This is a genomic window from Rhizobium mayense, assembly GCF_030272705.1.
Lineage (GTDB): Bacteria > Pseudomonadota > Alphaproteobacteria > Rhizobiales > Rhizobiaceae > Rhizobium > Rhizobium mayense.
Map to the genome: position 1 here is coordinate 95,527 of NZ_JARFYM010000002.1, position 26,293 is coordinate 121,819.

Sequence of the window (26,293 nt, forward strand, 5' to 3'; positions counted from 1 at the left end):
CATCCCCATGGCAGACGACAAGGCTTTCTCGCTTTCCCGCCGCGGTTTCCTTGCTTCCGCCTGCTGTCTGGCGGCTGCGCCGATTTTTACGCCGGTGACCTTCGCGGCCATGCCCGGAGATAACCGATTCGTGACCATCGTGTTGCGCGGCGCCATGGATGGCCTCGATCTGGTGCAGCCATATGGCGAACCATCTTTCGTCAGCTTGCGTCCGGACATCGCACTTGCCCCTGACAAGGGGCTGGCAGATCTCGACGGCTTCTTCGGCCTGCATCCAGCGGCCGCGGACCTCCTTCCGCTCTGGAAGGCCAAGGAGCTCGCCTTCGTCCACGCCGTGTCGACGCCCTATCGCGACGCTCGCAGCCATTTCGACGGCCAGGACATGCTGGAATCGGGCGGCGATCACGTCGCTGAGGAAAAGACAGGCTGGCTCAACCGCGCACTCGCCACCATTCCGCGCTCGACGGCACGCAAAGCGATCGACATCAACACCTCGACCGAATTGATCCTGTCCGGACCTAATCTTGTCGATGTCTGGGCGTCGAATTCCAATTTCGGCATGGGGGCGGACGAGATGCAGTTCCTAACACGCCTTTATGCAAACGACCCCGCTTTCGCCAAGGCGATGGACGAGGCGACGCGCGCCGACCAATCGGCGAAGATGGGCGAGGAACCAGGCACCAAACGCGGCGAGCAGATAACCGATGTCGCGGCGCTTGCCGCCAAGATGCTATTGCGCGAATACCGCATCGCCAGTTTCTCCATCAACGGCTGGGACACCCATGTGCAGCAAGCGGCCCAATTCCGCAAAGCGGCCGGTGATCTCACACAGGCGGTGTTGACATTGAAAAATACGCTCGGCCCGGATATCTGGAGGACGACGGTGGTCCTGGCCATGACCGAATTCGGCCGCACCGTCCGCCAGAACGGTTCGGGCGGCACGGATCATGGCACCGGTGGCTGCTGCCTGCTGGCGGGCGGCGCCATCAATGGCGGCCGCGTGCTCGGCAGCTGGCCGGGGATCAAGGACGAGCAGCTCTTCGAGGACCGCGATCTGATGCCCACCGCGGACGTGCGTGAGATCGCAGCCGCCATGCTTTGCCGTCAGTTCGATGTCGGCGCCGGCGACCTGACCTCCAAGATCTTTCCTGGCCTGAGCTTCGATAAGTCCTCTCAGTTCCTGAAGGTGTAGTCGCTCTCAGGCGCGCCCTTCCCCGATCAGTGGAAGCCCTCGCAGCATATCTCGGATGGCGATGGCGTCCCATGGCAGATGTTCGGTTATTCCTAGCCCTACCACGTCAACCTGCTCGGCTACGTCATTCAAGAGGCGGACTACTTGGGCCATGGTCATTCTCCCTCGAGGAACTCCCGCGAACGCATCCGGAGGCGCATTCGGCATTGAGAAGTTGAGGGAACGGAACTGCACGGGATCGATGACATCAAGGTCAAAATGGATGGCAACATGCCGTGCGCCCGTCGAACGAAGCCAATCGATCACCGGTTGACTGGAATCGATCAATTGAGAGGGCGTCGCCATGCGGAGCCCAAGTCTTTCAACAATCTCCCATTCCGTAGGCGACATATCATAGAGACCTGCATACATCACCTTTTCAGGCTTGATCGGCCGGGCAACTCTCCGCGTGAAATCCGGATCGCCCTCTCCGATCAAATTGCCCAGAACCATCGCGTGCGCATGCACGAAGTGCTGTGGCGTCATCACATCGGGATGAGCATCAACCCAGAGCACAGCCAAATCACCCTCATACCGCTCGTTGAGGTATGCGAACGGGGCGAGATCAACGAGGCAGTCGCCGCCCAGGACAACAATCCTATCCGGCATTTCCTTCCTGAGGATCTCTTCCGTCGAATACAGTTGTCGCAGCAATGCGCTCCGCGCGACGATGCCGTCTTCGAGAGGGAGTTCGGAGCCATCGGGCTCGGGCACTTCGACCGTTGCGACCGGCCCCGCGGCAGCCGGGGCAAGCCAAGCCAGCAACTGCCCCCCGAAATGATAGGCCTCCAAATTTCCTCCCTGCCATTGGGGGATCTGCAAACGTAGCGTTTTCGTACTCATTTGCTGCTCCTATCTTTGTCCGTGGGGCGCCGACTGCTCCCTATTCGACCGTCGAGGTCAGCGGAAATCTCAGGTCCGCTTTATCTTCCAGCTCCTGACCTCGAAAGGCAGGATGTCCGGATCAGCATCGCGTTGGGCCGGTTCTTCCATGAGGTTGACGGCCTCGCTGATCGTCCAACCGCTTAAGGGCGCTATGCTCAGCTTGCCTCGACGGCCGGCTGGTTCATAGACGCGCAGCACGAGCCCGGCGCCTTCCTCCGCCGGCTTGATCGCCGACAGTGCCACCGGCGTGCCCGTGACCGCAATCGGCGCGAGCGTTGTTGCCGCGAGATTGGCGGCCGTCGCCACGACCAGCGGCTGGTTCAGGTCGTCAGCTTCTTCGCGCACCCGGCCCGAATGCCATTCGCCGGTATGCGGATAGAGTGCATAGGTGAAACGCTGCTCGCCCTCATCCGCCAGCGGATCGGGATAGATCGGCCCGCGCACCAGGCTGATGCCGAGCACGTTGCCGCGAGCGCTATGGCCGTATTTCGCGTCGTTGAGCAAAGCGACGCCGAAATCCGGCTCGCTGAGATCGATGAAGCGATGGGCGACCGCCTCGAACATGGCGGCATCCCAGCTTGTGTTGGTATGCGTCGGGCGGCTGACAACACCGTAAGCGCATTCAAACGTAGCCGTACGCGCTCGCGTCGCAACCGGGCTCAGCGAGCGCAGGAAGGTACGGCGATCATGCCAGTCGATTTCGGTCTCGATATCCAGCCGCTTGGCATTAGCCGTCAGCGCATAATGCTGCACGACGCTGGAGTCGCGATAGCGATAGACGACCTTGATCGCCGCCCGATGCGGACTGTTTTCGACAAGCTCGATGCTTTCCGGCTTGTCGAGACGGATACCCTTTTCCGGATAATCGGCGTCGATGTCCCAGGCGTCCCAATTGCGCGGCTTGTCGACGGGATAGACCCAAAGCTGATTGGCGGGTTCCGCCAGCGCTTCGCGGCCGGTCGCCTTGTGCACGAGGCTCTGCACGGCTCCATCCGCGCTGATGGTCACTGCGAAATGATCATTCTCCAGTCGGCTCGCGTCGGCGTGCAAGCCGCCGGCCGGTTTCAATGCGGCTCGGTCGAGTACATGAATGGAGAGCGGCGAGACGATATCGCCGGTGGAAAGGACCGTGCCGTCGGCAAGAACCGCGCGCAACGGCCGCGCATCCAGCGACGGATTGACGACGACCAGAGCGTCCGCAATCCCGCCCTTCGGTAGGGCCGAAACGATGGCGGCCACAGCGTCCCTGTGAACGACCTTGGCGTGATCGATGACACCGGAAAGCTCACGCCCGGCATCCTGATAGACCTCACGAATGCTCGATCCGGGCAGGATATCGTGGAATTCGTTTTTCAGTGTCACCCGCCAATCCGCCTCGAGGCTCCGCGGCGCAACGCCACCGATCATATGAGCGATCGAGGCAAGCGTTTCGGCGGTGATCAGCGCCCGCTCTGCCCTGCGGTGAAGCCGTTTGACGCCGCTCTGGCTGGTCAGCGTCGCCCGATGAAGTTCGAGATAGATTTCGCCGGACCAGGTCGGAAGACGCTTTTCCTTCGCCGTGCGATGGGCGCTCAAAAAGAAATCGGCGACCTTGCCCCAACGCGCCTTCGGAATAGCGGGGAAATCGCGCAGCTGCACTTCACGTTCGACCATTTCCGGCGTCACGCCGCCGCCGCCGTCACCATAGCCGACCGCTAGGAGCGAAGTATCGTGCACAGTTTTCGCCCGGAAGTTCTTCCAGGTCGGCATGAGGCAATCCGGCTGGACAAAGCCGTTATAGCCCTGCATCGGATTGTCGAAGGTGTGCGCCAGCACTCGGCTGCCATCCAGACCTTCCCACCAGAAGAGATCGTGGGGGAACCGGTTGGTCTCGCTCCAATTGACCTTGATGGTGAAGAAACTGTCGATGCCGCCCTGGCGCAACAGTTGCGGCAAGGCGCCGGAGAAGCCAAAACAATCTGGAAGCCAGCAGACAGTGTGACGGGCGCCGAAAGTCTTTTCGAAATAGCGCTGGCCGTAAAGGATCTGCCGCACCAGGCTTTCGCCAGTCGGCATGTTCGTGTCCGGCTCGACCCACATGCCGCCGATCACTTCCCAGGAGCCCTCCGCTACCTTCTCCTTGATGCGCGCAAACAGTTGCGGATCGTCGGCCTCTATCTGCGCATAATAATGCGCCGTCGACTGGTTGAAGCGGAAATCGGACGAGCGGTCCATCAGTGACAGCGCCGTGTGGAAAGTTCGGCGCATCTTGCGGCGTGTCTCGTCATAGGGCCACAGCCAGGCAAGATCGATATGAGCATGGCCGGTCAACAGTAATTCGCCGTTTTGCGGATAGCGTCCCTGCAGCGCCTTCAGGCGCGCAATCAGGCCGTCATAGGCTGCAACGACGGTTGCGCGCTCATCCTCCGAAAGGCCTGGCGGGCTTTGATCAGCTCGGGCAGTTCCCAGATCTTCTGTTGCCATTCGGCGTTCGCGGTGCGCGAAACATAGGAAGCCGTGGCGGAAGGCCAGTCCAGACTGCGCAGCGCCGTCTCAGCGGCGTCGAGCAGGTGCGGCACCACATCGTGACCGTCAAGCGCCTCGATCGCCTCCACTATCTGCCGCAACAAAAGGCTCAGTCGATGCACGGGAATGTCCTGCCAGGCGAGCCGCGCCCGATTTAACTTTGGCTGGCGGTTCGGTTCGCCGAACGGAAAGCGGGCAACGCTATCCGTCGTGATCGAGAGATTGTGGCCCTTCAGCGGGAATTCTTGGTGGTAGGGATCGAGGCCGAAGCTCTCGCTCCCGCCTCCCTCATAGGTGAGCGTGATCAGGCTTTCGCCGCCGAGATCGAGCTGCAGGCGAGTTTCTTCCAGTGGCCAGTCGGCGGGTACGTTCGCTTGCGAGGCAAAATGCACCACGCCCTTGCGATCCGGCCAAGCCTGGCCGATGGCGATATCCTCGCCTCCGAATGTCCAGTTGCGGAGCGGAAATATAGCGCGTTCGCGCCAATGGCTGAGCTCTGCGGTGCGTACCTTAAGACGGTCAAGGCGCTGGGCGATGGTGAGCTGCATGGCAGGTCCTACATGGTTGATGTCAGGCCACGACCGCACCGGCGGTCGTGGCGTCGAGAAACAGACATTGCAAAGCAAGTAGGATGATAACGGTCCGACGGGATCAGACGAGCGTGTTGGCATAAGCAGATGGGAAGTGCCGCCAGAGAAGCGTTCCTCTGCCGGGGCCTACGTGCCCTGCGCTCACTCGACGGGTTCCTCCTCCTGCGTGAAGCAGGCACAGACTACGGCGAAGAACAGGCCGATGACCAGTGTCAAAAATGGAAGCGATTATTTAGGGCTTGGCTCTCCATGCGAAGAGCCGCCACGGAATCGTGCTGGCGGGGCGGCAAACCACCCCGCCGCTATTTCTCAATGTCTCGGAATGCGGGGTAAGAAGATCGTAAATAGACCCAGCAGCGGCAGATACGAGCACACGGTGTAGACGAAGGAAATCCCGTGCGTATCGGCAAAATCGCCGAGGAACGCCGCCCCAAGTCCCCCCGCCCCAAAGGCGAAGCCGAAGAAGATGCCTCCGATCAGCCCAACCCGGCCGGGGATCAATTCCTGCGCGAAAACCACGATAGCCGGGAAGGCCGATGCAAACACCAGCCCGATCACCACCGTCAGCACGCAAGTCCAGAACAAGTCTGCGTAAGGCATCATCAGAGCGAAGGGTATGACGCCCAAAATCGAGAACCAGATCACAAAGCGGGCTCCGAGACGGTCTCCGACCGGGCCGCCCATGATCGTTCCGACCGCGACAGAACCGAGGAAAAGGAACAGCATCAATTGCGCATCGCGAACGTCGAGATGGAACTTGTCGATGACATAGAAGGTGAAATAGCTGGAAATGCTCGCCATATACACGTTCTTCGTTGCCGTCAGCAGGATCAGGATCGCAAGCGCCCACATGGCTTTGTTGCGTGCTATCGGCAAGGTGCGGCTGGGAGCCGGGCGCGCGGCATGCTGGCGGCGATGGCTGATGTACCAGGTGCCGACCCAACTCAGGACGATAAAGCCGATCACAGCCAGAACCGAAAGCCAGGCGACGCTCGATTGCCCGTGCTGAAGCACGAAAAAGGCGGCGATCAGCGGCCCGATGGCGGAGCCGGCATTGCCGCCGAGTTGGAAAAGCGACTGCGCCAGGCCATGGCGACCGCCAGAAGCCAGCCGCGCGACGCGCGAGGCTTCCGGATGGAACACCGCGGATCCAAAACCGATGAGGCTCGCTGCGACCAGCAGCATGGCGAAGCTGTCGGCATAACCGAGAAGCATCAGCCCTGAAAACGTGCTGACCATGCCGACCGGCAAGGAATAGGGCATTGGCCACTTATCTGTGACGATGCCGACGATCGGCTGCAGCAACGATGCCGTAATCTGAAACGTCATCGTCAGCAGGCCGATCTGAACGAAATCGAGCGCGTAGTTCTCCCGGAACATCGGGTAGAGCGACGTCAGCAGCGATTGCATGATGTCGTTCAGAAGATGGCAGACGCTGACCGCCACCACGATTGAAATTGTTGTCTTCTCAAATCGGGCCTGCGTACCCGAAAATGCCGCAACCATTGAGGATTCCTTCCTGCGCCGGCTGATTCCTTTCAACCGTGCTGTTTGATCTGCCTTTTACACGGCTTGCGGGTGACCTTCTTTCGTGTTTTGGTCCAGTTCTTTCGCGATCGGGCCAAAAATGGAAACGCTTTCTCCTCAGCTGCTGGCAACACTCGAAAAGGATCACGAGCAGAATATGCTCTGGATGGAGGAATCGAATGCCGGCGTGCTTGTCCATAGCTCGGAGCCGCCACAAGGCTACACTGTTCCCTGGCATCATCATCGCCGCACACAGTTGCTCTGCGTTTTTGCCGGCGTCGTCCTGATCCTGACGACCCGAGGCCGATGGATGGTGCCGCCCGGTCACGCACTGTTCATCCCTGCCGGCCTGGAACACTCCGTCGAGATGCTGAGCGATGTCAGCATGAAATCGGTCTATGTGACACCGCGCGATACAACGCTGTCGGACGAGGCGCCTCGCGTGGTCGAAGTGACGGATCTCGCACGCAGTCTGCTGCTTGAAGCCATCCGGTTGCGGGAAGCTCCTATTGGAAATCGCAAGGCCGAACTTGTCCTTTCCCTCCTCATCGAAGAGATTTCAACGCTGGAGGAACGTCCACTCGGTCTCCCCTTCCCGTCCGACCGGCGGCTGGTCGCGCTGTGCCGCGACTACCTTGCAAACCCGACGCCGAATGCCCGGCTGGACAATTGGGCCGAAAAGCTGGCAATGAGCCGGCGGACCTTCACCCGGCAATTTCGCAAGGAAACCGGCATCAGTTTCACCACCTGGCGCCAGCAGGCGAGCGTCTTCGCATGCCTGCCTCAACTTGCGGAGGGACAGCCGGTAACCAACGTCGCGCTTGAGGCCGGTTATGAAAGTGTCGCTGCCTTCACCACAATGTTCCGGCGCATGCTGGGGACCTCACCACGCACCTACATGGTGAACCGCTGGTCTTTCGACCGACAGTAAAAGTCGCGCGGATACTCGGCACGTTTACAGCCAAAGACATCGATAAGCGGGCATGATCAAAAAATTTTGAGAAAAGCTTTTCCCATCTTGACTCCCAGGATGAGAAAAGCTTTTCTCACGACAAATATGTTCGGGAGAGGACATCTGGAAAATCAGCGAGTTAGAAACGGTCGGGTAACGATTCACGATGTTGCCGCTGCCGCAGGTGTCAGCATTTCGACCGCATCGAAAGCGTTGAACAATACCGGGCGGATGGGCGACGACACCAGGGAGCGGGTCAAGCGGATCGCAACCGAGATCGGTTTCCGGCCGAATGCACTTGCCAAGGGTCTGCTCAGCAATCGGAGTTTCACCATCGGTCTTTTGACCAACGATACCTACGGCCGTTTCACCCTCCCTGTCATGGCCGGCATTACCGAAGCGCTCGTCGATCACGGGGTTTCGGTGTTTCTCTGCACGATCGAGGACGATCCTGCGCTCGGAAAGGTTCATGTGGACGCCATGCTGGACAAGAGTGTCGATGGCATCATCGCCTCGGGAAAGAGGATCGACCGCCGGCTGCCGGTGGATCTGTCCAACCTGCCCGTGCCGGTCGTCTACGCCTTCACTGAAGGGACGCCCGGCAGCGTCACCTTCTGCGCCGACGATTTTCAGGGTGCCACTCTGGCCGTCGAATGGCTGATGGGTCTCGGCCGCCGCCGGATCGCCCATGTCACCGGTCCGGAAAGCTTCGTTTCGGTGCGCGAGCGCGCCAAAGCCTATCTGAGCCTCGTCGGCGACGCGCTGCCGGTTCTGTATGGCACATGGTCGGAGGCCTGGGGACATGAGGCCGTTGCCAAAATATGGGATACGCGCGGACCGAAGCCGGATGCGATTTTCTGCGGCAATGACCAGATCGCCCGCGCCGTGGTCGATGCCCTGCGCGAGCGCGACGTACGCGTGCCGCAGGATGTCTCCGTGGTCGGCTTCGACAATTGGGAGATCGTCGCCGCCCAGACGCGGCCGCCGTTGACGACGGTCGATATGAATCTCAAGGCGCTCGGGCGGGAGGCCGGGCTAACGGTTCTGGCGCTGGCGGAAGGCCGCGCCGTCGAACCGGGGATCAGGACATTGCCGTGCGAATTGGTCGTGCGGCAGTCGTGTGGGGGAAACCCCGATCATTAGTTGAGGAAGCGGGGCGGAAGGAAATGCCCCATGGGAGGAGAAACATGATGAAGCGACTTCTGGCCGCGACCGGCCTCATATCCTTATGCCTGATGTCCAGCGCATCCGCCGCCGAAAATATTACGATGTGGGTGCGTAGCGGCATCGGCGATTCCTTCAAGAAGGTCGTCGAAGCCTATAATGGCAGCCACGACGACAAGGTCACCATCACGGAGGTGCCCTTCTCGGAACTCGTGCAGAAATATGCGACCGCGATTGCCGGCGGACAGGCACCCGACGCTCTGTCGATGGACCTGATCTACACGCCCGCCTTTGCCGCCGCCGGCCAGTTGGAAGACCTGACCGACTGGGCCAAGAGCCTGCCCTATTTCAACTCGCTCTCACCGTCGCATGTGAAGCTCGGAACCTATCAGGACCACATCTACGGGCTGCCGCTCTCGGTCGAGACCTCCGTCTTCGCCTGGAACAAGGACCTCTATAAGAAAGCCGGTCTCGATCCGGACAAAGCGCCGACGACCTGGGACGAAATCACGAGCAATGCCGAAAAAATCCGCGCGCTCGGCGGCGACACTTACGGCTTCTACTTCTCCGGCGGCGGCTGCGGCGGCTGCATGATCTTCACCTTCACGCCGCTCGTCTGGGGCGCAGGCGCCGACATTCTTTCGGCCGACGGCAAGAAGGCGACCCTCGATACGCCTGAGATGCGCAAGGCGGTCGACATCTACCGCAACATGGTCAAGAAGGATCTGGTACCGGCGGGCGCAGCCAGCGACACCGGCGCCAACTTCCTGAGCATCAGCAACGGCAAGATCGGCCAGCAGAGCATCGGTGCCTTCTCGATCGGCACGCTGATCACGCAATATTCCGATATTCATTTCGGTGTGACGCTGATCCCCAGTGTCGACGGCAATACGTCCTCCTTCGCCGGCGGCGATAACTTCGTCATCACCAAGGGCACGAAGAAGCTCGACGCGGTGAAGAAGTTCCTGGAATATACCTATTCACTGGATGGTCAAAAGATAATGGCGAAATACGGCAGTCTGCCGACGCGTGGCGATATCGCCGACCAAGTGCTTCAAGGCCTGGACCCGCGCATGCAGGTGGGCCTGAAAGCCATCTCCATCGCCAAGACGCCCTATACGCTGCAGTTCAACGACCTGATCAACAGCGCCAATGGCCCCTGGGCCGGCTTCACCAACGCAGCAATCTTTGGAGACAACGTCGATACGGCCTTCTCCAATGCTCAGTCGGAAATGCAGTCGATCATCGACAACGCGCAGCAGCAATAAACCACAGCAGACCGGGAGACCCAGGGTCTCCCGGTCCTCCCCATCAAAACATCAGGAGCATTCCATGGCTGGTCCCGGAGCTATTGGAGCACTGCGCCGCCGCAAGCGGCGGCGACGTGCCGGTTGGCACGGATTTCTCTATATCGCGCCCGCCATGGCGCTGGTTCTCGTCTTCTTCGTCCTGCCCGTCCTGTTTACCGGCTGGATGAGCCTGCACAATTGGCCGCTGCTTGGCAATCCGCGCTGGATCGGCTTCGGCAACTATACCAGGATGGTGTCGGACGTACGCTTCATGGCGGCCCTGCGCTTCACCGCCTACTATACCGTGATCGTCACCATCGCCATTTTCGCCATCGCCTTTCCCCTGGCGCTCTATGTCGAAAAGCAACGGCCTCTCGTCGGCTTTTACCGCACCATCATCTTCCTGCCTGTCGTAGTCGGGCTGGCGACTGCCTCGCTACTTTGGGTCTGGCTCGCCAATGTCGACAGCGGCTTTTTCGTGCCCGCGGCTCAGGCGCTCGGGCTGATCGACCGCAGGCCGAACCTGCTTGCCGACTTCGACACCGCCTTCGCGACCATTATCGTGATGGTAGTCTGGAAGATCGCCGGTTTCACCATGATCATCCTGCTTACCGGCTTGCAGGCGATCCCCTCCGAGCTGACAGAGGCCGCCCGTATCGACGGCGCCAGGCGCTGGCAACGCTTCCGTTTCCTGACTCTGCCGCTGATGCGCCGGACGATCGCGCTTGCCTTGATCATCTCGATCACCGGCTCGGTGCTTGCCTTCGACCAGTTCTACATCATGACCAGCGGCGGACCGCAAAACCAGATGATCTCAGTGGTCTATTATATCTTCAACCAGTCCTTCGTGTCCTTCAATCTCGGCTATGGCGCGGCACTGTCGATCGCCCTGCTCGTCATTCTCGTGTTGATCAGCATCGTCCAGCTCTGGCTGCTGCGCGTCGGGGAGGATCGTCCGTGAGCATCGCGAACATGAGCACCACAAAGGTGAGAACCGCTAGAGAACGCCGGGCCCGGCGGAAAATGTGGGGTGCCGTCAGTTATCACGGCGTCGGCGTCATCATCGTCATCTTTTTCTTCGCGCCCTTCGCGATCGCGCTGCTGTCATCGTTCCGGCACGGTACGGAGGCGAGCCTTCCACCCCTGCCGCCCTGGCCGACATCGGGCTTCAGCTTCGATGCCTACCGTGCGCTCGACGGCTTCGGCGCCGGCGTCGTACAGCATACGCTGAACTCGCTCTTCGTTTCGGTAACGACGGTCATTCTGACTGTCACGGTCAGCCTGCTCGCCGGTTATGGCTTCTCGCGCTATCAGTTTCCGTTCAAGGGTGCCTTCTTCATCCTGATCATCGCAACGCTGATGATCCCATTCCAGTCGATCCTGACGCCGCTCTTCATCATCCTCGCCAGGCTCGGCCTCAACAATTCGCTGCTCGGCCTGACGCTGGTCTATGTCACTCTTCAGCTACCTTTCTCGGTCTTCATGATGCGCAACGCCTTCGACGCCGTACCGAAGGAGATCGAGGAAGCAGCCCGCATCGACGGCGCGCGCGACCTGAAACTCCTCTTTCGCGTTCTATTCCCGCTGGTGCTGCCGGGTGTTGCGACCGTTGCGATCTTCGCCTTCCTCAATGCCTGGAACGAGTTCCTGGCAGCGCTGGTGCTGCTCTCCAGCAATGAGAAATTCACACTGCCGGTGCTGATGATTGCGGTCCGAACCGGACGGCTCGGCGCCGTCAACTGGGGTGCGGTCCAGGCCGGTATCGCCGTCATGACCATACCCTGCGTCATCGTCTTCCTGCTTCTGCAACGCTATTACATGCGCGGTCTGATGGCCGGCGCGGTGAAATGAACCTCAAACGAAACGGATGAAAGCCATGTCAGACAAGCAAAATCGCCAGTTCCGCCCCCTGCCCGTTCCAAATGTCGAACTTCACGGCCTTTTCGGTGCCCGGCAGGATGCGATCTGCAACTCGACGGCCGCCACCCTGCTCGACCGCTGCGTCGAGGCCGGCATGATCAAGGCAATCGACGTCGACCAGCCGAGCCCGGGCATCGTCATCCCGCTGCAGACTTGGTCGGGCTCGACGCAGATGTTCTGGGACAGCGATCTCGGCAAGTCAATCGAGACGATTGCTTATTCGCTCTATCGCCGCCCGAATCCGGAGCTTGAGGCCCGCGCCGACGCGATCATCGACATGTATGAAAAGCTGCAGCAGGAGGACGGCTATCTGAACGCCTGGTTCCAGCGCGTGCAGCCTGGCCGCCGCTGGACCAACCTGCGCGACCACCACGAACTCTATTGCGCCGGACATTTGATCGAAGCCGCCGTCGCCTATTACCAGGCCACAGGAAAGCGCAAGCTGCTCGACGTCATGAGCCGTTTTGCCGATTACATGACCACCGTTTTCGGCCATGGCGAGGGTCAGCTTCGCGGCTATTGCGGCCACGAGGAGGTCGAACTCGCACTGGTCAAGCTCGGTCGCGTCACTGGCGAGAAGAAATATCTCGATCTCGCCAAATATTTCGTCGACGAGCGCGGTCAGGAGCCGCATTTCTTCACTGAGGAGGCACTGCGTGACGGCCGCGATCCGGCAAAATTCGTGCAGAAGACCTATGAATACAATCAGGCCCATCAGCCGGTGCGGAAGCAGACAAAGGTCGTCGGCCATGCGGTGCGCGCCATGTATCTCTATTCCGGCATGGCCGATATCGCCACGGAATATAATGATGACAGCCTGACCTCGGCGTTGGAGACGCTGTGGGACGATCTGACCACCAAGCAGATGTATGTCACCGGCGGCATCGGGCCGGCCGCTTCCAACGAAGGCTTCACCGACTATTACGACCTGCCGAACGAAAGCGCCTATGCGGAAACCTGTGCCTCGGTCGGCCTGGTTTTCTGGGCGAACCGCATGCTGGGGCGCGGGCCAAATCGGCGTTATGCCGATATCATGGAGCAGGCCCTTTACAATGGCGCGATGGCCGGGCTTTCGCTCGACGGAAAAACCTTCTTCTACGAAAACCCGCTGGAAAGCGCCGGCAAGCATCACCGCTGGACCTGGCACAACTGCCCCTGCTGCCCGCCGAACATCGCCCGCCTGCTCGCCTCGGTCGGCTCCTACATGTACGCGGCTGCCGACAACGAAATCGCGGTGCATCTCTACGGCGAGAGCAAGGCCCGCGTTCCGCTCGCAAGCGGCGTCACGGTCGAATTGACGCAGAAGACGAATTATCCTTGGGACGGCGCCATCCGTTTCGAGGTCAATCCGGACCGCAGCGCCCGCTTCGCACTGTCGCTGCGCATCCCTGAATGGTCAAAGGGCGCAACGCTTGCCATCAACGGCGCTCCCGCCGATCTCTCGTCAGTCACCGTCGACGGCTATGCACGCATCGAGCGGGGGTGGCAGGCCGGCGATAAAGTCGACCTCAACATTCCGCTGATCCCACGCACCCTGTTCGCCAATCCAAGAGTGCGCCAGGATGCAGGACGCGCGGCACTGATGCGCGGGCCGCTGGTCTATTGCGTCGAAACCACCGACAATGGCCGCGATCTCAACAGTATCTCGCTCACCGCCGATCCGGCATCGGCGAAAACTGCAGAAATTGCGGCGCTAGAGGGTGCCGTCGCGCTCGACATTCCGGTGACCCGCGATGAGGCTGACTGGGGATCGGACCTCTATCGAACGGCGCCCCCGAAGAGCCGCTCTGCCACCGCCCGTTTCGTTCCGTATCATCTATGGGATAATCGTGAACCGGGAGAGATGCTGGTCTGGATCCGCGCCGACCAGATGCAACACGGAGCCTGATATGGCGAAGAACAGCATGAGACTGACCGGCGTCCGCAAGAGCTATGGCGGGCTGGAGGTCATTCACGGTATCGATCTCGATGTGCAGGAGGGTGCTTTCGTTGTTTTCGTCGGCCCCTCCGGCTGCGGCAAGTCTACCTTGCTCAGAATGATCGCCGGATTGGAGGAAGTGACTGATGGCGAGATCGCCATCAAGGGCCGGGATGTCACCGATCTCGACCCGTCCGAGCGCGGCATCGCCATGGTCTTCCAATCCTATGCGCTTTATCCGCATATGAGTGTGCGCGAAAATCTCGGTTTCGGGCTGAAAATGGCCCGAACCGATTCCACCGAGATCGAAGCGCGCGTCAAAGCCGCTTCGGCGATCCTCAAGATCGATCATTTGCTCGACCGTCGTCCCGGCCAGCTTTCCGGTGGCCAGCGGCAGCGTGTCGCCATAGGCCGGGCGATCGTGCGCAAGCCGGATGTCTTCCTGTTCGATGAGCCGCTGTCCAACCTCGACGCGGAATTGCGCGTCTCCATGCGCATCGAAATCGCCCGGCTGCATCGCGAGCTTGGCAACACGATGATCTATGTGACGCACGACCAGACCGAAGCGATGACGCTCGCCGACAAGATCGTCGTGCTCAAGGACGGAAACATCGAGCAAGTCGGCAGCCCACGCGAGGTCTATGAAGATCCGGCAAATATCTTCGTCGCCGGCTTCATCGGTTCGCCGCGTATGAACATGATCGAAGCCGAATGGGCCTCCGATGGTTCGGCCAAAGTCCCGGGCGGTTGCATCAAGACCGATATACGGCAGGCGAGCCTCGCGCTTGGCGACAAGCTGATGCTGGGCATGCGCCCGGAACATCTGGTCGTGGTGTCCGATGGCCATGATGCGATCCGCGTGACCGTGGATTTCGACGAATATCTCGGAGGCACGCGCTATCTCTATTGCCAGACGGAGGACGGCCAGAGCCTGATCGCCGAATATCGCGAGGGTCCGGATGTTCAGCGCGGCGATGCGCTCTATCTGCGCTGCGCGCCGGAAAGACGCCGCTATTTCGACGGACAGGGAAATCGCCTCCGTTGAAGCATCATTTCAAAGCGATGTTGCCTAATCATTTGACGAACAACAAAAATTATGACGATGTTTGCCGGTAGCGCCGGACCATCTGTTTCGACGAATGAATTTGGAGGCGGCTAAATGGCCAGACTGACGGAAGGCGCCAAAGGCGTCTATGTGATCGCCGTAACACCCTTCACCGATGACGGCGCGCTCGACTTTGCCAGCATCGACACCATGGTAGATTTCTACGAAAGCGTTGGGGTGACGGGACTGACGGTGCTCGGTCAGCTCGGCGAGGCGCCGAAGCTGACGGCGGATGAATCGCGCGCCGTCGTCGAGCGCGTACTCAAACGCCTCAATGGCCGCCTGCCGGTCGTCGTCGGCGTTTCTGCGCCGGGGCTTGCACCGATGCGGGAACTGGCCGAGGCCGTAATGGACCAGGGAGCGGCGGGCGTGATGGTCGCGCCGCCCTGGACGATCAAGACGGATGACCAGGCCTTTGCCTTCTATCAATCGGTTGGCGAAGTGCTGGGCGATACGCCGTTTGTGCTACAGGACTATCCGCTGACGACCAACGTCACCATCGCACCGAAGGTCATCGATCGGATCATCAAGGAAGTGCCGAATTGCGTCATGCTCAAGCATGAGGATTGGCCAGGCCTGTCGAAAATTACCGCGTTGCGCGCCTCCAGCGACAAGGGTGAGACACGGCGCATCTCCATCCTCTGCGGGAATGGCGGGCTTTTCCTGCCTGAGGAAATGGGCCGCGGCGCCGATGGCGCCATGACCGGCTTCTGCTATCCGGAAATGATGGTGGGTGTCGTACAGGCCTATACTGCGGGAAATGTCGACCGGGCGCACGAAATCTTCGACGCCTATCTGCCACTCGCACGTTACGAGCAGCAACAGGGCATAGGCCTCGCCGCCCGCAAATATGTTCTCGCCAAACGCGGCGTCATCAAATCCGCCGCGCTGCGCAAGCCCGGCGCCAAGCTTTCGCCGCTCGATGTAGAGGACGTCGAACGCCTGCTCGCGCGGCAGGCGCACCGTCTTCAGGAGATCGGCGCATGAAGCTCGGGCTGGAAGGCAAGAAGGCGCTTGTGCTCGGCGCTAGCAAGGGATTGGGTGCTGCGAGCGCTTTGGCACTGGCCAATGAAGGCGCTGATGTCATCGGCGCGGCGCGCAGCAATGACTTGATCGATGCACTCAACGGCAAGCTGGAGCCTGGCGCAATCGGCAAAATCCGCGCCATGCACGTCGATCTAAACGACCGGACCAGCGTTTCCGCTCTCGCGCAATCCATCCTGGCCGAGGGCGGCGTCGATATCCTGATCAACAATTCCGGCGGGCCCGCACCCGGTGAAGCGCAGACGGTCTCACCCGACATCTGGGTCTCCGCATTCGATGGCATGGTGACGAACCTGATCGGGCTTACGCAGCAGTTCCTGCCCAAGATGATCGAGCGCAAATGGGGACGCATCGTCACGCTCACCTCCTCCGGCGTCGAAGTGCCGATACCGCGACTGGCGATTTCCAATGGACTGCGGCAAGCCGTTCTCGGTTGGTCGAAGACACTCGCCGGTGAAGTCGCCTCCGCAGGCGTTACCGTGAACGTCATCGTCCAGGGTCGCATTCATACCGACCGCGTCGACCAGCTCGACCTGGCCGCAGCCCAGCGGCAGAACATGACGGTCGATCAGGTCCGCGCCGCTTCGATCGCCACCATACCGACAGGACGTTACGGACGGCCGGAGGAGCTTGCCGACGTCGTTGCCTTCCTCGCCAGCGAGCGGGCATCCTACATCACAGGGGCGCGGATCAGGGTCGATGGGGGCATGATCCGATCAATTTGAGACTGTGAATATCGGCCAAGTGGGGGAGCTTTGGTGGCGAAGACCTATGATTTCATCATTGCCGGCGGAGGCTCAGCAGCCTGCGTCGCTGCCATGCGCCTGGTGCGTGATTTCGGCTTTTCCGTCCTCCTCATCGAGCGTGGCCCGCGCAAGACAGCCAAGCTGATGTCCTTTCCCGCCGGCTACATGAAATATCTCGCCCGCGACGATTTCCTCGAAATGCATCATACGGTTCCGCAGCCGCAACTCGGTGGCCGCGGACCAATCGTTCCGGTCGCCAAGGCGCTCGGCGGCGGCAGCGCCGTCAATGCCATGGTCTACATGCGCGGTCAGAAAGAGGATTACGACGGCTGGGCCGCCCATCTTGGCCATGGGATAGAATGGTCCTATACGAACATGCTGCCCCACTTCAAAGGGATCGAAGCCAATACGCGCTTCAACAACAGATATCACGGCATATCCGGCAACCTGCGCATCTCCGAGCCGGGATACATCTCCGACACGACGGAGGATTTCCTGCTGGCTGCGCAGGGCCTCGGTCATCCCTACAATCCCGATTTCAACGGCGTCAGGCAAAACGGCGTCGGCATCATGCAGCACACCTACGGCCAGTGGAACGGCAAGATGGAGCGTTCCGACGCCAAGAAGGCATTCTTGGACCCGCTCGCCGGCGATAAAAGGCTTGAGATCATCACCAATGCCCGTGTCGACCGCATCGTCATCGAAAACGGCCGTGCGACCGGTGTGACCTATACCCGCAACGGAGAAAGCCACACCATCCACGCCGAGCGGGAAATCCTCGTCGCCGCCGGCACCTACAACAGCGCCAAACTGATGATGCTGTCCGGTATCGGCCCGGCCGATCATCTGCGTGAACACGATATTGCCGTCGCTCTCGATCTTCCTGGCGTCGGCGCGAATCTGCAGGATCATCACGAAGTCCCGGTCATCGCCACGACTAAAGCCAAATCCGGCTATTTCGGTGAGGACAAGGGTTGGCCCATGCTTCGCAATGGGCTGCAATATCTCCTCTTCAACTCCGGTCCCGTCACCACGACCGGCATCGAATCCTGCCTATTCTATGACCCGGACGGCAGCGAACGGCCGTCGATCCAGCTCTATTGCGCCCCGATCGTCTATCTCGATCGCGATGTTTCCTCCGCCAAGCCGACCTACGGCGTCACCTTCACCTCCTGCCTGCTGCGCCCGAAGGCACGCGGCAGTGTCAAACTGCGCTCGGGCAATCCTGCGGAACAGCCATTGGTCGATTGCAATTTCTTCGGCGATCCCGACGATCTGCGCCTGACGCTCGCCTCGCTGAAGGTCGCCCGGCAATTGCTGGAGACGGAACCGTTCAAATCGAAGATCGCCGACGAGATCCTACCCGGTCAGGCGCTGCAGGATGACGAGGCGCTCGCCAAATTCGCAGGTCAGACCGTCAAGACGAACTATCATCCTTCCGGCAGCCTGCGCATGGGACCGGACGACGATCCGATGTCGGTGGTCGACAGAAAGCTGCGCGTCTGCGGCATCGAAAACCTGCGAGTCATCGACTGCTCGATCATCCCGTTCATCCCCTCGGGAAATACCAATGCCCCGGCAATGGCGATCGGCTCCAAGGCGGCAGAAATGATCGGGAAGGCTCTTTGAAGCTGGCTCGCCACTAGAATTCCCAAGGAGACACGAGTTCGAGCTCCGTTGTCTGAAAGTCGGGCAAATTGCGGGTCGCAAGGCGGCCGCCATTGACACGGGTTATGGCGGCGATCATGCCGTCCGCTGTCGACATTGGCCGCCCTAGTCGCTTCGCAACCCCCATAATCTCGCCATAAGCCAATGCGGCCTCCTCGGTGAGGCCGAAAATCCGATTCGCAAACCGGTGGCGCCACTCGGACAATCGCTGCTCCAAGCGCACTGCACGTTGATCGGGCACGATCTTTTGAATACCGAAAGCAATTTCGGCAATAGCAACGGTGGGCAAGGCAATCTCAGCGTCGTGCCGCTCGAGCCAGGCTATAACGGCAGGATCGGGAATCTTTCGAAGCGTCTCCGATATGACATTAGTATCGAGAAAGATCACAGATCAATTCCGTGATTAACCTGCCGCCCCTCGCGAATAACAGCCTCCAAATCTATATCATCGTCGTCACCCATGGCCATCCGAGCGTAAAACGACGATGCAGGCTCACGACCAGCCTCTCGAATCTCGTAAGATTCGAGTGCGCGTTCAACGATATCGGCAATCGTGCGATTTTCGCGGCGCGCGAGCCGATGAGCAAGGTCACGCGCCTTGGCACTGCGGACGGACAATTGCGGTTCAGCCATGTTGATCTCCTATGGCAGCAATATAAGCCTCATCCAAGGAGCCATCAAGATGGCATTTGATGGCTTGATAGCAGAATTAATTCATTCTACGCAGTAGCACCATTGCCTTTTCGGCAATCGAAACATCGAAAATCGGCGCTTTTTCGCAACGCTATGCTTTGCCATACTCGCCTCAAGCCGAGATTGAGGTGCCGACGAATGGCCTATGTCATTACCGATCCCTGTATCGACGTTAAGGATGGCGATTGCACGGTCGCTTGTCCCGTCGACTGCATCTATGAGGGCGGGCGGATGTTCTACATACACCCTGGCGAATGCATCAATTGCGGCCTCTGCCTCTCGGTCTGTCCGGTCGATGCAATTTCCTGGGACGAGGAAATCCCGCAGGAGCGGATGCAGTTCAAGGCCGTCAATCAGGATTTCTTCGGCCCCGACGTCACCGACTGGGGCTCACCCGGCGGTTGGGACAAGAACTATACGACAAATCGAGATCACCCGCTTGTCGCCGCCTATGAAAGAGCCTGATCCAGACAGGCGCCAGCATCCAGAATGGATACCGACATGACAGCAGCAAAGATCGGTGGCGTCATCGCAGCCGTACCCACCCCCTTCACCGATAGCGGAACCGTCGATACGGACGCTTTCTTGGAACATGGTCGCTGGTGCCTGGCGAAAGGATGCGACCTTCTCAATGTTCTGGGAACGACGGGCGAAGCGAATTCGCTCTCCTTCCCACAAAGAAGCGCACTCATGGCGACCGCGGCAGCGGGCCTCGACGGCGACAGGATGATGGTCGGCACCGGTACGCCCGACCTCGGAACGACGATCGCGCTGACGCGGCAGGCATACGAGCTGGGCTACGCTGCCGCGCTGATCCTGCCGCCTTACTACTACAAGCCAGTTCCGGACGAAGGGCTTTTCGCCTGGTTCGCCAAAGTCATTCAAGAAACGGTTGAAACGCCCATTGCCGTTTATCTCTACAATTTCCCGCAGTTAACCGGCATAGAGTTCTCCCCCACCCTTGCAGGAAAACTCATCAAAAAATTTCACGAGCGCATTCGCGGGGCGAAGGATAGTTCCGGCAATCTGGACTATGCTCGTCAACTCGCCCAGATTCCCGGCTTTGCGGTCTTTCCGAGCAATGAGGCCGCACTTGCGAGCCCGGAAAAGGACAATTTCGCTGGCTGTATTTCCGCGACCGTCAATATCGACCCGCAATCCTCGGCGCGGCTTTGGAAGAACCGGAGCGATCCCGCGACACTCGATAAGGTCAGGCATCTCAGGCAGGCGATCACCGCTCACCCGCTCATTCCAGCGGTCAAATATCTCGTCGGCAAGCGGACGGGGAATGCGGTGTGGGACAATGTATTGCCGCCTCACCTGACGATCACTGAGGCCGCGCGTCTGGACACGCTGGATGCAATTGCAGCTGAGCTCGCGAGCGCGAGCTAGACAACCGACCTTCTCACCACTGAAAATAGTAACGGCGGATTGCTGCCGACAATATTCGGGCGAGCTGCCTTTCGCGCTGAACGCGGGGCAGATCGGCCCTCGCCTGCTCGCGCAGTTCCCGCCGCGCTTCCTCAAAATCGACGGAGGTCAGACGACCGTTGCGCATGATCTCGCGCCCGCCGACGAATAGCCCTTTGGCGTAGGACGATGTCATGCGGGTCAGCAGCACCTCCGCCTCGTCGATATCGTCGAACAGGCAATCCGCCGTCAGGGCCTCATAATCAATCACCACAAAATCCTGGGATGCCGGTGCGTTGACCACCCTGGCGCCAATATGAATGGCGGCATCGAAAATTTGATCTGCGGTAAACCGGCGCGTCAGCTCTCGCCCGCCATGCAGAAGATAGATGAGCCGCATCTCGCGCCAGAGATCCTGATCGTCGTCAAAGCCGGTGCCGTCGAGGCCGATGGCAAGGGCCGGCCCGTTGTCAGCCACGAGCGAGATCGGCGCAATGCCTGAGCGCAGGCGCAGATTGGCTGAGGGATTGCTGACGAGCTGCACGCCTCTCTCCGCTAGCAGCTCACATTCCGCCGGCTGCAACTGCACGCCATGGGCCACCGCTAGCCGCGGCGAAAGAAAGCCGATTTCATCGAGATAACGAACGACACCCTGCGGAAAGCGGCGATCCAGCCATTGCCGCTGCCGGGGGCTTTCCAGAAGATGCATGTGGATGCGCCGATTGTTGAGCGCGGACGCCTCGGCGATCGCCTCCAGCATGGCGTCGGAGCACCATTGCGGGCCAATCGGCCCGTATTGGACATCGACCATCGGATTGGAATTTGCCGCGGCCACAGCCTCGACGACGGCGATCTGTTCTGCAATCGGCGCATAGGCCGGAATGCTCGGCGACAAGGCCCGCCAATCGTCCTCGCTCAGCAACGGCTTCAATTTCTCCGGCCCGCCGCCATAGGCCCAGGGATCGAAATCAAGCAACGGACAGGACAAGCCCAAACGTATGCCGACATCCCCCGCAGCGCGGATGACAGCGGCGGCTTCATCGCCGAGCCGGTTGATATTCAGCGAGTTGTGGCAGTGCATCGTCGCGCCCACACCCGTTTGCGCAAGGCGCGCGAATGCCACCAACGCCTCCAGATAGGCATCAGTTCGCGGTCGCAGACGCATGCCGGGGATCCAGGCCTCCAGGGCGTCGTCGACGGCGCCGAAATCGAGCGTGCGGATGCCATATCCATGATCATGAGCGTTGACAGGCGCCGGCATCACCAGATCGCCCGGGCCAAGGGCGAGCGATCCGTCCGCGCCTGCGGGAAACCGTGTCGCACCGTCAAATCGCGCCGCAATCTCGTGGCCGGGACGAAGCAGCAGCCTGGCCGATGTCGTCATTTTCTTTACCTCTGGATCACGGCATGGATCTTGTCGCTGAACTTCTTCAGCTCGACGCTCATCGACTCGATCACCACTTCAGTCGCATGGGTAAGCTGGCGCTGACGCGGCACGACGATACCGACCTGCAAATTGTGCAATTGAGAACCGGCGATGTGCAAAGCAACCACTTCGCCGGCCTCGAGTTCTTGTAGAAGGCCAAGTGGCGTGAAGAAGGCAACGCCCTCACCTGACAGGATCAACGGTTTCAGCATCATCTGATTGTTCGTCGCGACCAGCGTGCGGCCAACGCGGTTGAGCGCACCGAGCTCGACGGCGATCATCGAGCTCATGACTTCATTGTCGAGCTGCAAAAGCAGCTTGAACTGCGCGCATTCCTGAAGCGTGGCCGATTTCTGCCGCGCCAGCGGATGATTGCGCGACACTATCGCCATTAGCGGCATCGGAACGCCGTAGACCAGCTTGATGTCGTGGGGCCGGGCAAGATCAAAGGTGACACCGATATCGACGTCGCCTTCCGCTATGAAACGGAAAATGCTGGTGTAATTGTCGTTGCGGATGCGGAAATCCACCGCCGGGTGCCGCTTGTGAAAGCCCATGACGAATTCCGGCAGGAACTGCACTGCGAGACTGTCGAGCGAGGCGATATGGACCCGGCCGGCGCATTTGCCCTGGAGATCCCCGAGATCGGATTTCATGATCTCGTATTTCAGCAGCGTATCCTTGGCATGCTTCAGGACGATCTCGCCAGCCGCCGTCAATCGCAGACCGTCGGAAAAACGTTCGAACAAGGGCGTTCCGAGCTCGTCCTCCAGCTTTTTGATTTGCCGGCTAACGGCCGAAGTCGCGACATGCAGCTCGTCCGACGCCTTGCGGATCGAGCCCGAACGCGCAACTTCTGCGAAGTATTTCAAGATGCTAGCGTGCATGGAAGCCCCTCGATCTGCCGGAAGCTATATCACGCTCATCGTCCCCGCCAAACGGGCGCCCGCTTCTGCTGGAAGGCGGCGACTCCCTCCAACGCGTCCTCGCTTTGCAGCGCCTTGATGAGCGCGGGCGTGCGCAACGCCTGTGCCTCTGCGGGGCTCAGATGACCGGTCCGGTTCACCGTCTGCTTGATCGCGCGCAGCGACAACGGCGCGCAGGCAACGATGTCCGCAACCCAGCGATCGACGGCCGCATCGAGTTCGACGACCGGAACCACCTCGTTGACGACCCCGAAGCCTGCCATTTCGGAGGCGCTGAACTGGCGCCCCGTCAGCATGACGGCCATCGCCCGATTGAAAGCGATCTTTCGCTGCAATAGCACCATGCCGCCATCCAGCGGCATGCGCCCGACGCGGGCTTCCGGCAGGCCAAAGCGCGCCGTCTCCGCCGCAATGACGATGTCGCAGCCGAGCACCATCTCGAAGCCGCCGCCAAGCGCGAAGCCGTTGACGCGGGCAATGATCGGCACATCGAGAGACCGGCGAAACGCCAACCCGCCGAAACCGTTCACCCGGCTCGCCGCCCAATAGTCGAGGCCGGAGCTACCGCTTCCGCCCTTCAGATCGGCGCCGGCGCAAAAGGCTTTTTCTCCCGCTCCGGTCAGGACGACGCAACTGATGTCGTCGCGCGCTTCGATCTCGCGCCAGATCGTCTCCAGCTCCTGCTCCGTCGCAGCGTCGACCGCATTCATGCGGTCGGGACGATCCAGCGTGACTCGCGCGACGCGATCTTCGACGGAAAACCCGACGCTCATGCCGCATCTCCCTGCAGCCTGCCGAGAGAGCCGAGGATTTCGTCATTATGCTGGCCGAGCTGCGGCGGTGCTATACGCACTTTCACCTGCGCCGCCGACATGTCGATCGGCGAGCCAATGAGGCGGATTGGTCCAGCTGCCGTTTCGCCAGCCTCGAGGATCATCTTGTTGATGATCGTCTGCTCGTCCCTTAGCGCCTCGGGAAGCGAACGCACCGGCGCGCAGAGGATATCGACGCCTTCCAGCCGCTCAAGCCAATGCGCCGTCGTGTTCTTCGCGAAATTCTCGCGGAAAATCGCCTGCAGCTCCGGCCGCCGCGCCATCTGTGAATCGAAATCCTTGTACTGCGACAATTGCGACAGATCCTCGATTTCCAGCGCGTTGCAAATATCCTGCAGCGGATTCTGCTTGAAGGCGCCGACCATGACGATAGCGCCGTCGGTGGTTTCAAACACGCCGGTCAACGGGAAGGCACCCCAGTTGAGGTCTCTCTGACGCATCAAATGCGTCGTCCCCTCCTGCATCTGCATGGCGAGCATGGAATTATACAGGCTGACGGCGACCTGCTGGCCCTCGCCGGTCTTGTCGCGCTGCAGCAGCGCCAGAAGAATGCCCTGAACCAGATGCATGCCGGCTGAATAATCGGCAAGTGGCGTGGCGTAGATCGAGGTCGGGTGGCTGCTGTCCGACTTGCGGCGCATGACGCCTGACACGGCCTGCGCCAACACGTCTTGGCCGCCCTTGTGCTGATAGGGGCCAGTCAGTCCGAAACCGGTGCCGACGGCGTAGATCAGCCGCTTGTTGATCTTCTTCAGGTCCTCGAATCCGAAGCCCATGCGCTCCATCACACCCGGACGGAAGTTGTTGACGACGACATCGGCCGTTTCCAGCAGCGTGAGCACGGTATCGCGCGCTTCCGGCTGCTTGAGGTCGAGCGCCAGGCTCTTCTTGTTGCGGTTCAACGAGCAGAAGACCGGGTTATTGAGGCCGTCCGGGTCGGAGCCGAGCGACCAGCGGGAGAGATCGCCGATACGTTCCTTCTCGACCTTAATGACTTCGGCGCCATAGTCGGCCAATACCTGCGTGCAGGACGGTCCCAGCATGACCTGGGTAAAATCGATGACACGAATGCCGTCGAGGGGAAGAGTGGTCATTCTGCGGCCTCCAAATAGGTAGCATTTTCGGACGGTACGTCGCCGGGATCGGCCCCCTGCGCCCGCATTTGTTTCTGAATTGCCTTGACGTCCGCCTCGCGTACGGTCGTCCCGGCATTGAGTGCGACAACGGCGGCAACGCCTGCAGCCTCGCCCATGGCCATGCAGGGCGGAATTTCGCGGCTGGATTTCTGCGCCTGCGGCGTTGCCGAATAATGCCGGCCGGCGACGATCAACTGGTCGATCTCCTTCGGCAGCATTGCCCGGTAAGGCGTGTAGTAGTCGCGGCCACGGCAGACGGTGTCGGCAAAATGCCGCCTGGTCATCACATCGTCTTTCGTCACGACATAGTCGCCTTCCAAAAGCCGGGTCTGGCGCACGCCGGTCTGCGGTGCGAAATCGACGACATAGGCATTCTCGAAGCCCGGTATCTTTTCACGCGCAAAGTCCAGCAGGCGCGCAATGCGGGCCCGTCCCTCCAGCTCCGCCTGGGTCAAATCCTCGACCTTGAGGCCGCTCAGCTTCGGCATATGCGGGCAGTTGAGCCAGACGACACCAGGCAGCGGCGTCTTCAACCACCAGAAAGACCAGCACCCACCGATCAGACGCTTGGCTTCATGATCGACCAGCTTGAAGGCTTCCGGGTCCTCACGCTCGAACCGCTCGGCAGCGTCGGTATCGACACCGCCCCACCGAGAAACCGTCGTCAGAATGAAGTTGGATTCGACATGCGAAGCGCCGGCGCTGGCGGCGACATCGAGGTCTCCTGTCGTGTCGATGACGACATCACCCAAGATCGCTTCCATGCCTGCCTTTGTCTGGCAGATGACGCCCTTGATCGTCTTGCCTTCAATGATCGCCGAAGAAAACCAGCTGTGAGTCCTGAGCTTGACGCCGGCAAGAGCCAGAATGTCGTAGGCGGCACGCTTGAAGCCGTCGGGGTCGAAAGCAGCGGAAAAGCAGATCGGATGCGGCATGGATGGCGTATGGAAGTCGAATAGCCCCCAGCGCGCCCAGCGCTGCCATGCTTCCGGAGTATCGCGGAATTCGATCAGGCGATCGCGATCCGTCGGCGTGACACACAGGCCCCAGGCCTTCATGCGCTCGATCATTTCCATGCAGATGCCGCGCACGGTGATTTCGAGCTCATTGATCATATCGTCGAGCACCAGCACCATGCCGCCGGCAGCGAGACCGCCGACATAGGGATAGCGTTCCAGCAAGGTGACGCTGGCGCCATTGCGGGCCGCCGATACTGCCGCCGAGATCCCGGCCGGCCCGCCGCCGACCACGACGACATCGGAGCGATCGACCACTTTGATGTCGCGCGCAGGCTGATGGATTGTCTCAATCATTGTCGTTTCCTC

At 60.4% G+C, this 26,293-nt stretch carries 22 protein-coding genes and 1 pseudogene; 13 read left to right on the forward strand and 10 right to left on the reverse strand.

Annotated features, from left to right (window positions below):
- Positions 1 to 7 precede the first annotated feature (7 nt).
- A complete protein-coding gene (locus PY649_RS03080) occupies positions 8 to 1,192 on the forward strand; it encodes a DUF1501 domain-containing protein (RefSeq protein ID WP_285866661.1) in 1,185 nt (394 codons plus the stop codon).
- 6 nt (positions 1,193 to 1,198) lie between these two features.
- Here PY649_RS03080 and PY649_RS03085 read toward each other — a convergent pair whose 3' ends face one another.
- The 3 genes and pseudogenes from PY649_RS03085 to PY649_RS03095 all read right to left on the reverse strand — a co-directional run bounded on the left by PY649_RS03085 (position 1,199) and on the right by PY649_RS03095 (position 6,717).
- On the reverse strand, positions 1,199 to 2,074 hold the full coding sequence (locus PY649_RS03085; protein WP_285866662.1) for an arginase family protein: 876 nt from the start codon (positions 2,072 to 2,074) through the stop codon (positions 1,199 to 1,201).
- Between the two features lie 69 nt (positions 2,075 to 2,143).
- A pseudogene (locus tag PY649_RS03090) lies at positions 2,144 to 5,169 on the reverse strand (alpha-mannosidase).
- A 351-nt stretch (positions 5,170 to 5,520) separates the two neighbouring features.
- On the reverse strand, positions 5,521 to 6,717 hold the full coding sequence (locus tag PY649_RS03095; protein WP_285866664.1) for an MFS transporter: 1,197 nt from the start codon (positions 6,715 to 6,717) through the stop codon (positions 5,521 to 5,523).
- A 121-nt stretch (positions 6,718 to 6,838) separates the two neighbouring features.
- Between PY649_RS03095 and PY649_RS03100 the strand changes: the two genes are divergently transcribed.
- From PY649_RS03100 to PY649_RS03145, 10 genes are all read left to right on the forward strand, one after another.
- A complete protein-coding gene (locus PY649_RS03100) occupies positions 6,839 to 7,669 on the forward strand; it encodes an AraC family transcriptional regulator (RefSeq protein WP_285866665.1) in 831 nt (276 codons plus the stop codon).
- Positions 7,670 to 7,795: 126 nt separating this feature from the next.
- Positions 7,796 to 8,833: a LacI family DNA-binding transcriptional regulator gene (locus PY649_RS03105; RefSeq protein WP_285866666.1), complete on the forward strand. Its 1,038-nt coding sequence runs from the start codon at positions 7,796 to 7,798 to the stop codon at positions 8,831 to 8,833.
- Positions 8,834 to 8,877: 44 nt separating this feature from the next.
- Complete coding sequence (locus PY649_RS03110) at positions 8,878 to 10,122, forward strand: ABC transporter substrate-binding protein (protein WP_285866667.1); 1,245 nt, start codon at positions 8,878 to 8,880, stop codon at positions 10,120 to 10,122.
- A 64-nt stretch (positions 10,123 to 10,186) separates the two neighbouring features.
- Complete coding sequence (locus PY649_RS03115; protein WP_285866668.1) at positions 10,187 to 11,104, forward strand: carbohydrate ABC transporter permease; 918 nt, start codon at positions 10,187 to 10,189, stop codon at positions 11,102 to 11,104.
- 26 nt (positions 11,105 to 11,130) lie between these two features.
- Positions 11,131 to 11,994, forward strand: a complete 864-nt coding sequence (locus PY649_RS03120; RefSeq protein ID WP_285867180.1) for a carbohydrate ABC transporter permease — start codon at positions 11,131 to 11,133, stop codon at positions 11,992 to 11,994.
- 25 nt (positions 11,995 to 12,019) lie between these two features.
- The gene (locus PY649_RS03125; RefSeq protein ID WP_285866669.1) at positions 12,020 to 13,951 is read left to right on the forward strand and encodes a glycoside hydrolase family 127 protein; all 1,932 of its coding nucleotides are present in this window, start codon (positions 12,020 to 12,022) and stop codon (positions 13,949 to 13,951) included.
- A gap of 1 nt (position 13,952) precedes the next feature.
- Complete coding sequence (locus PY649_RS03130) at positions 13,953 to 15,026, forward strand: ABC transporter ATP-binding protein (RefSeq protein WP_285866670.1); 1,074 nt, start codon at positions 13,953 to 13,955, stop codon at positions 15,024 to 15,026.
- A gap of 114 nt (positions 15,027 to 15,140) precedes the next feature.
- Entirely contained in the window at positions 15,141 to 16,073 is a 933-nt protein-coding gene (locus tag PY649_RS03135; RefSeq protein WP_285866671.1) for a dihydrodipicolinate synthase family protein, read from the forward strand.
- A complete protein-coding gene (locus tag PY649_RS03140; protein ID WP_285866672.1) occupies positions 16,070 to 16,855 on the forward strand; it encodes an SDR family oxidoreductase in 786 nt (261 codons plus the stop codon). Before PY649_RS03135 ends, PY649_RS03140 begins: the two co-directional genes overlap by 4 nt.
- 33 nt (positions 16,856 to 16,888) lie before the next feature.
- The gene (locus PY649_RS03145; RefSeq protein ID WP_285866673.1) at positions 16,889 to 18,505 is read left to right on the forward strand and encodes a GMC family oxidoreductase; all 1,617 of its coding nucleotides are present in this window, start codon (positions 16,889 to 16,891) and stop codon (positions 18,503 to 18,505) included.
- 13 nt (positions 18,506 to 18,518) lie between these two features.
- Here PY649_RS03145 and PY649_RS03150 read toward each other — a convergent pair whose 3' ends face one another.
- A complete protein-coding gene (locus PY649_RS03150) occupies positions 18,519 to 18,932 on the reverse strand; it encodes a type II toxin-antitoxin system VapC family toxin (protein ID WP_285866674.1) in 414 nt (137 codons plus the stop codon).
- The gene (locus PY649_RS03155) at positions 18,929 to 19,177 is read right to left on the reverse strand and encodes a type II toxin-antitoxin system VapB family antitoxin (protein WP_285866675.1); all 249 of its coding nucleotides are present in this window, start codon (positions 19,175 to 19,177) and stop codon (positions 18,929 to 18,931) included. The genes PY649_RS03150 and PY649_RS03155 overlap by 4 nt, the downstream gene beginning before the upstream one ends.
- A 198-nt stretch (positions 19,178 to 19,375) precedes the next feature.
- Between PY649_RS03155 and fdxA the strand changes: the two genes are divergently transcribed.
- Positions 19,376 to 19,702: a ferredoxin gene (fdxA, locus tag PY649_RS03160; protein ID WP_285866676.1), complete on the forward strand. Its 327-nt coding sequence runs from the start codon at positions 19,376 to 19,378 to the stop codon at positions 19,700 to 19,702.
- Positions 19,703 to 19,738: 36 nt separating this feature from the next.
- On the forward strand, positions 19,739 to 20,629 hold the full coding sequence (locus tag PY649_RS03165; protein ID WP_285866677.1) for a dihydrodipicolinate synthase family protein: 891 nt from the start codon (positions 19,739 to 19,741) through the stop codon (positions 20,627 to 20,629).
- A gap of 13 nt (positions 20,630 to 20,642) precedes the next feature.
- Here PY649_RS03165 and PY649_RS03170 read toward each other — a convergent pair whose 3' ends face one another.
- Genes PY649_RS03170 through PY649_RS03190 form a run of 5 tightly spaced genes read right to left on the reverse strand, consistent with a single transcriptional unit; the run spans position 20,643 to position 26,281 of the window.
- A complete protein-coding gene (locus PY649_RS03170; protein WP_285866678.1) occupies positions 20,643 to 22,031 on the reverse strand; it encodes an amidohydrolase family protein in 1,389 nt (462 codons plus the stop codon).
- Between the two features lie 5 nt (positions 22,032 to 22,036).
- Positions 22,037 to 22,960 carry a LysR family transcriptional regulator gene (locus PY649_RS03175; protein ID WP_285866679.1) on the reverse strand — a complete coding sequence of 308 codons (924 nt, stop codon included), beginning with the start codon at positions 22,958 to 22,960 and terminating at the stop codon, positions 22,037 to 22,039.
- Positions 22,961 to 22,995: 35 nt separating this feature from the next.
- A complete protein-coding gene (locus PY649_RS03180; RefSeq protein WP_285866680.1) occupies positions 22,996 to 23,772 on the reverse strand; it encodes an enoyl-CoA hydratase-related protein in 777 nt (258 codons plus the stop codon).
- A complete protein-coding gene (locus PY649_RS03185; RefSeq protein ID WP_285866681.1) occupies positions 23,769 to 24,926 on the reverse strand; it encodes a CaiB/BaiF CoA transferase family protein in 1,158 nt (385 codons plus the stop codon). The genes PY649_RS03180 and PY649_RS03185 overlap by 4 nt, the downstream gene beginning before the upstream one ends.
- Positions 24,923 to 26,281, reverse strand: a complete 1,359-nt coding sequence (locus tag PY649_RS03190; RefSeq protein ID WP_285866682.1) for an FAD-dependent oxidoreductase — start codon at positions 26,279 to 26,281, stop codon at positions 24,923 to 24,925. The genes PY649_RS03185 and PY649_RS03190 overlap by 4 nt, the downstream gene beginning before the upstream one ends.
- Positions 26,282 to 26,293 lie beyond the last annotated feature (12 nt).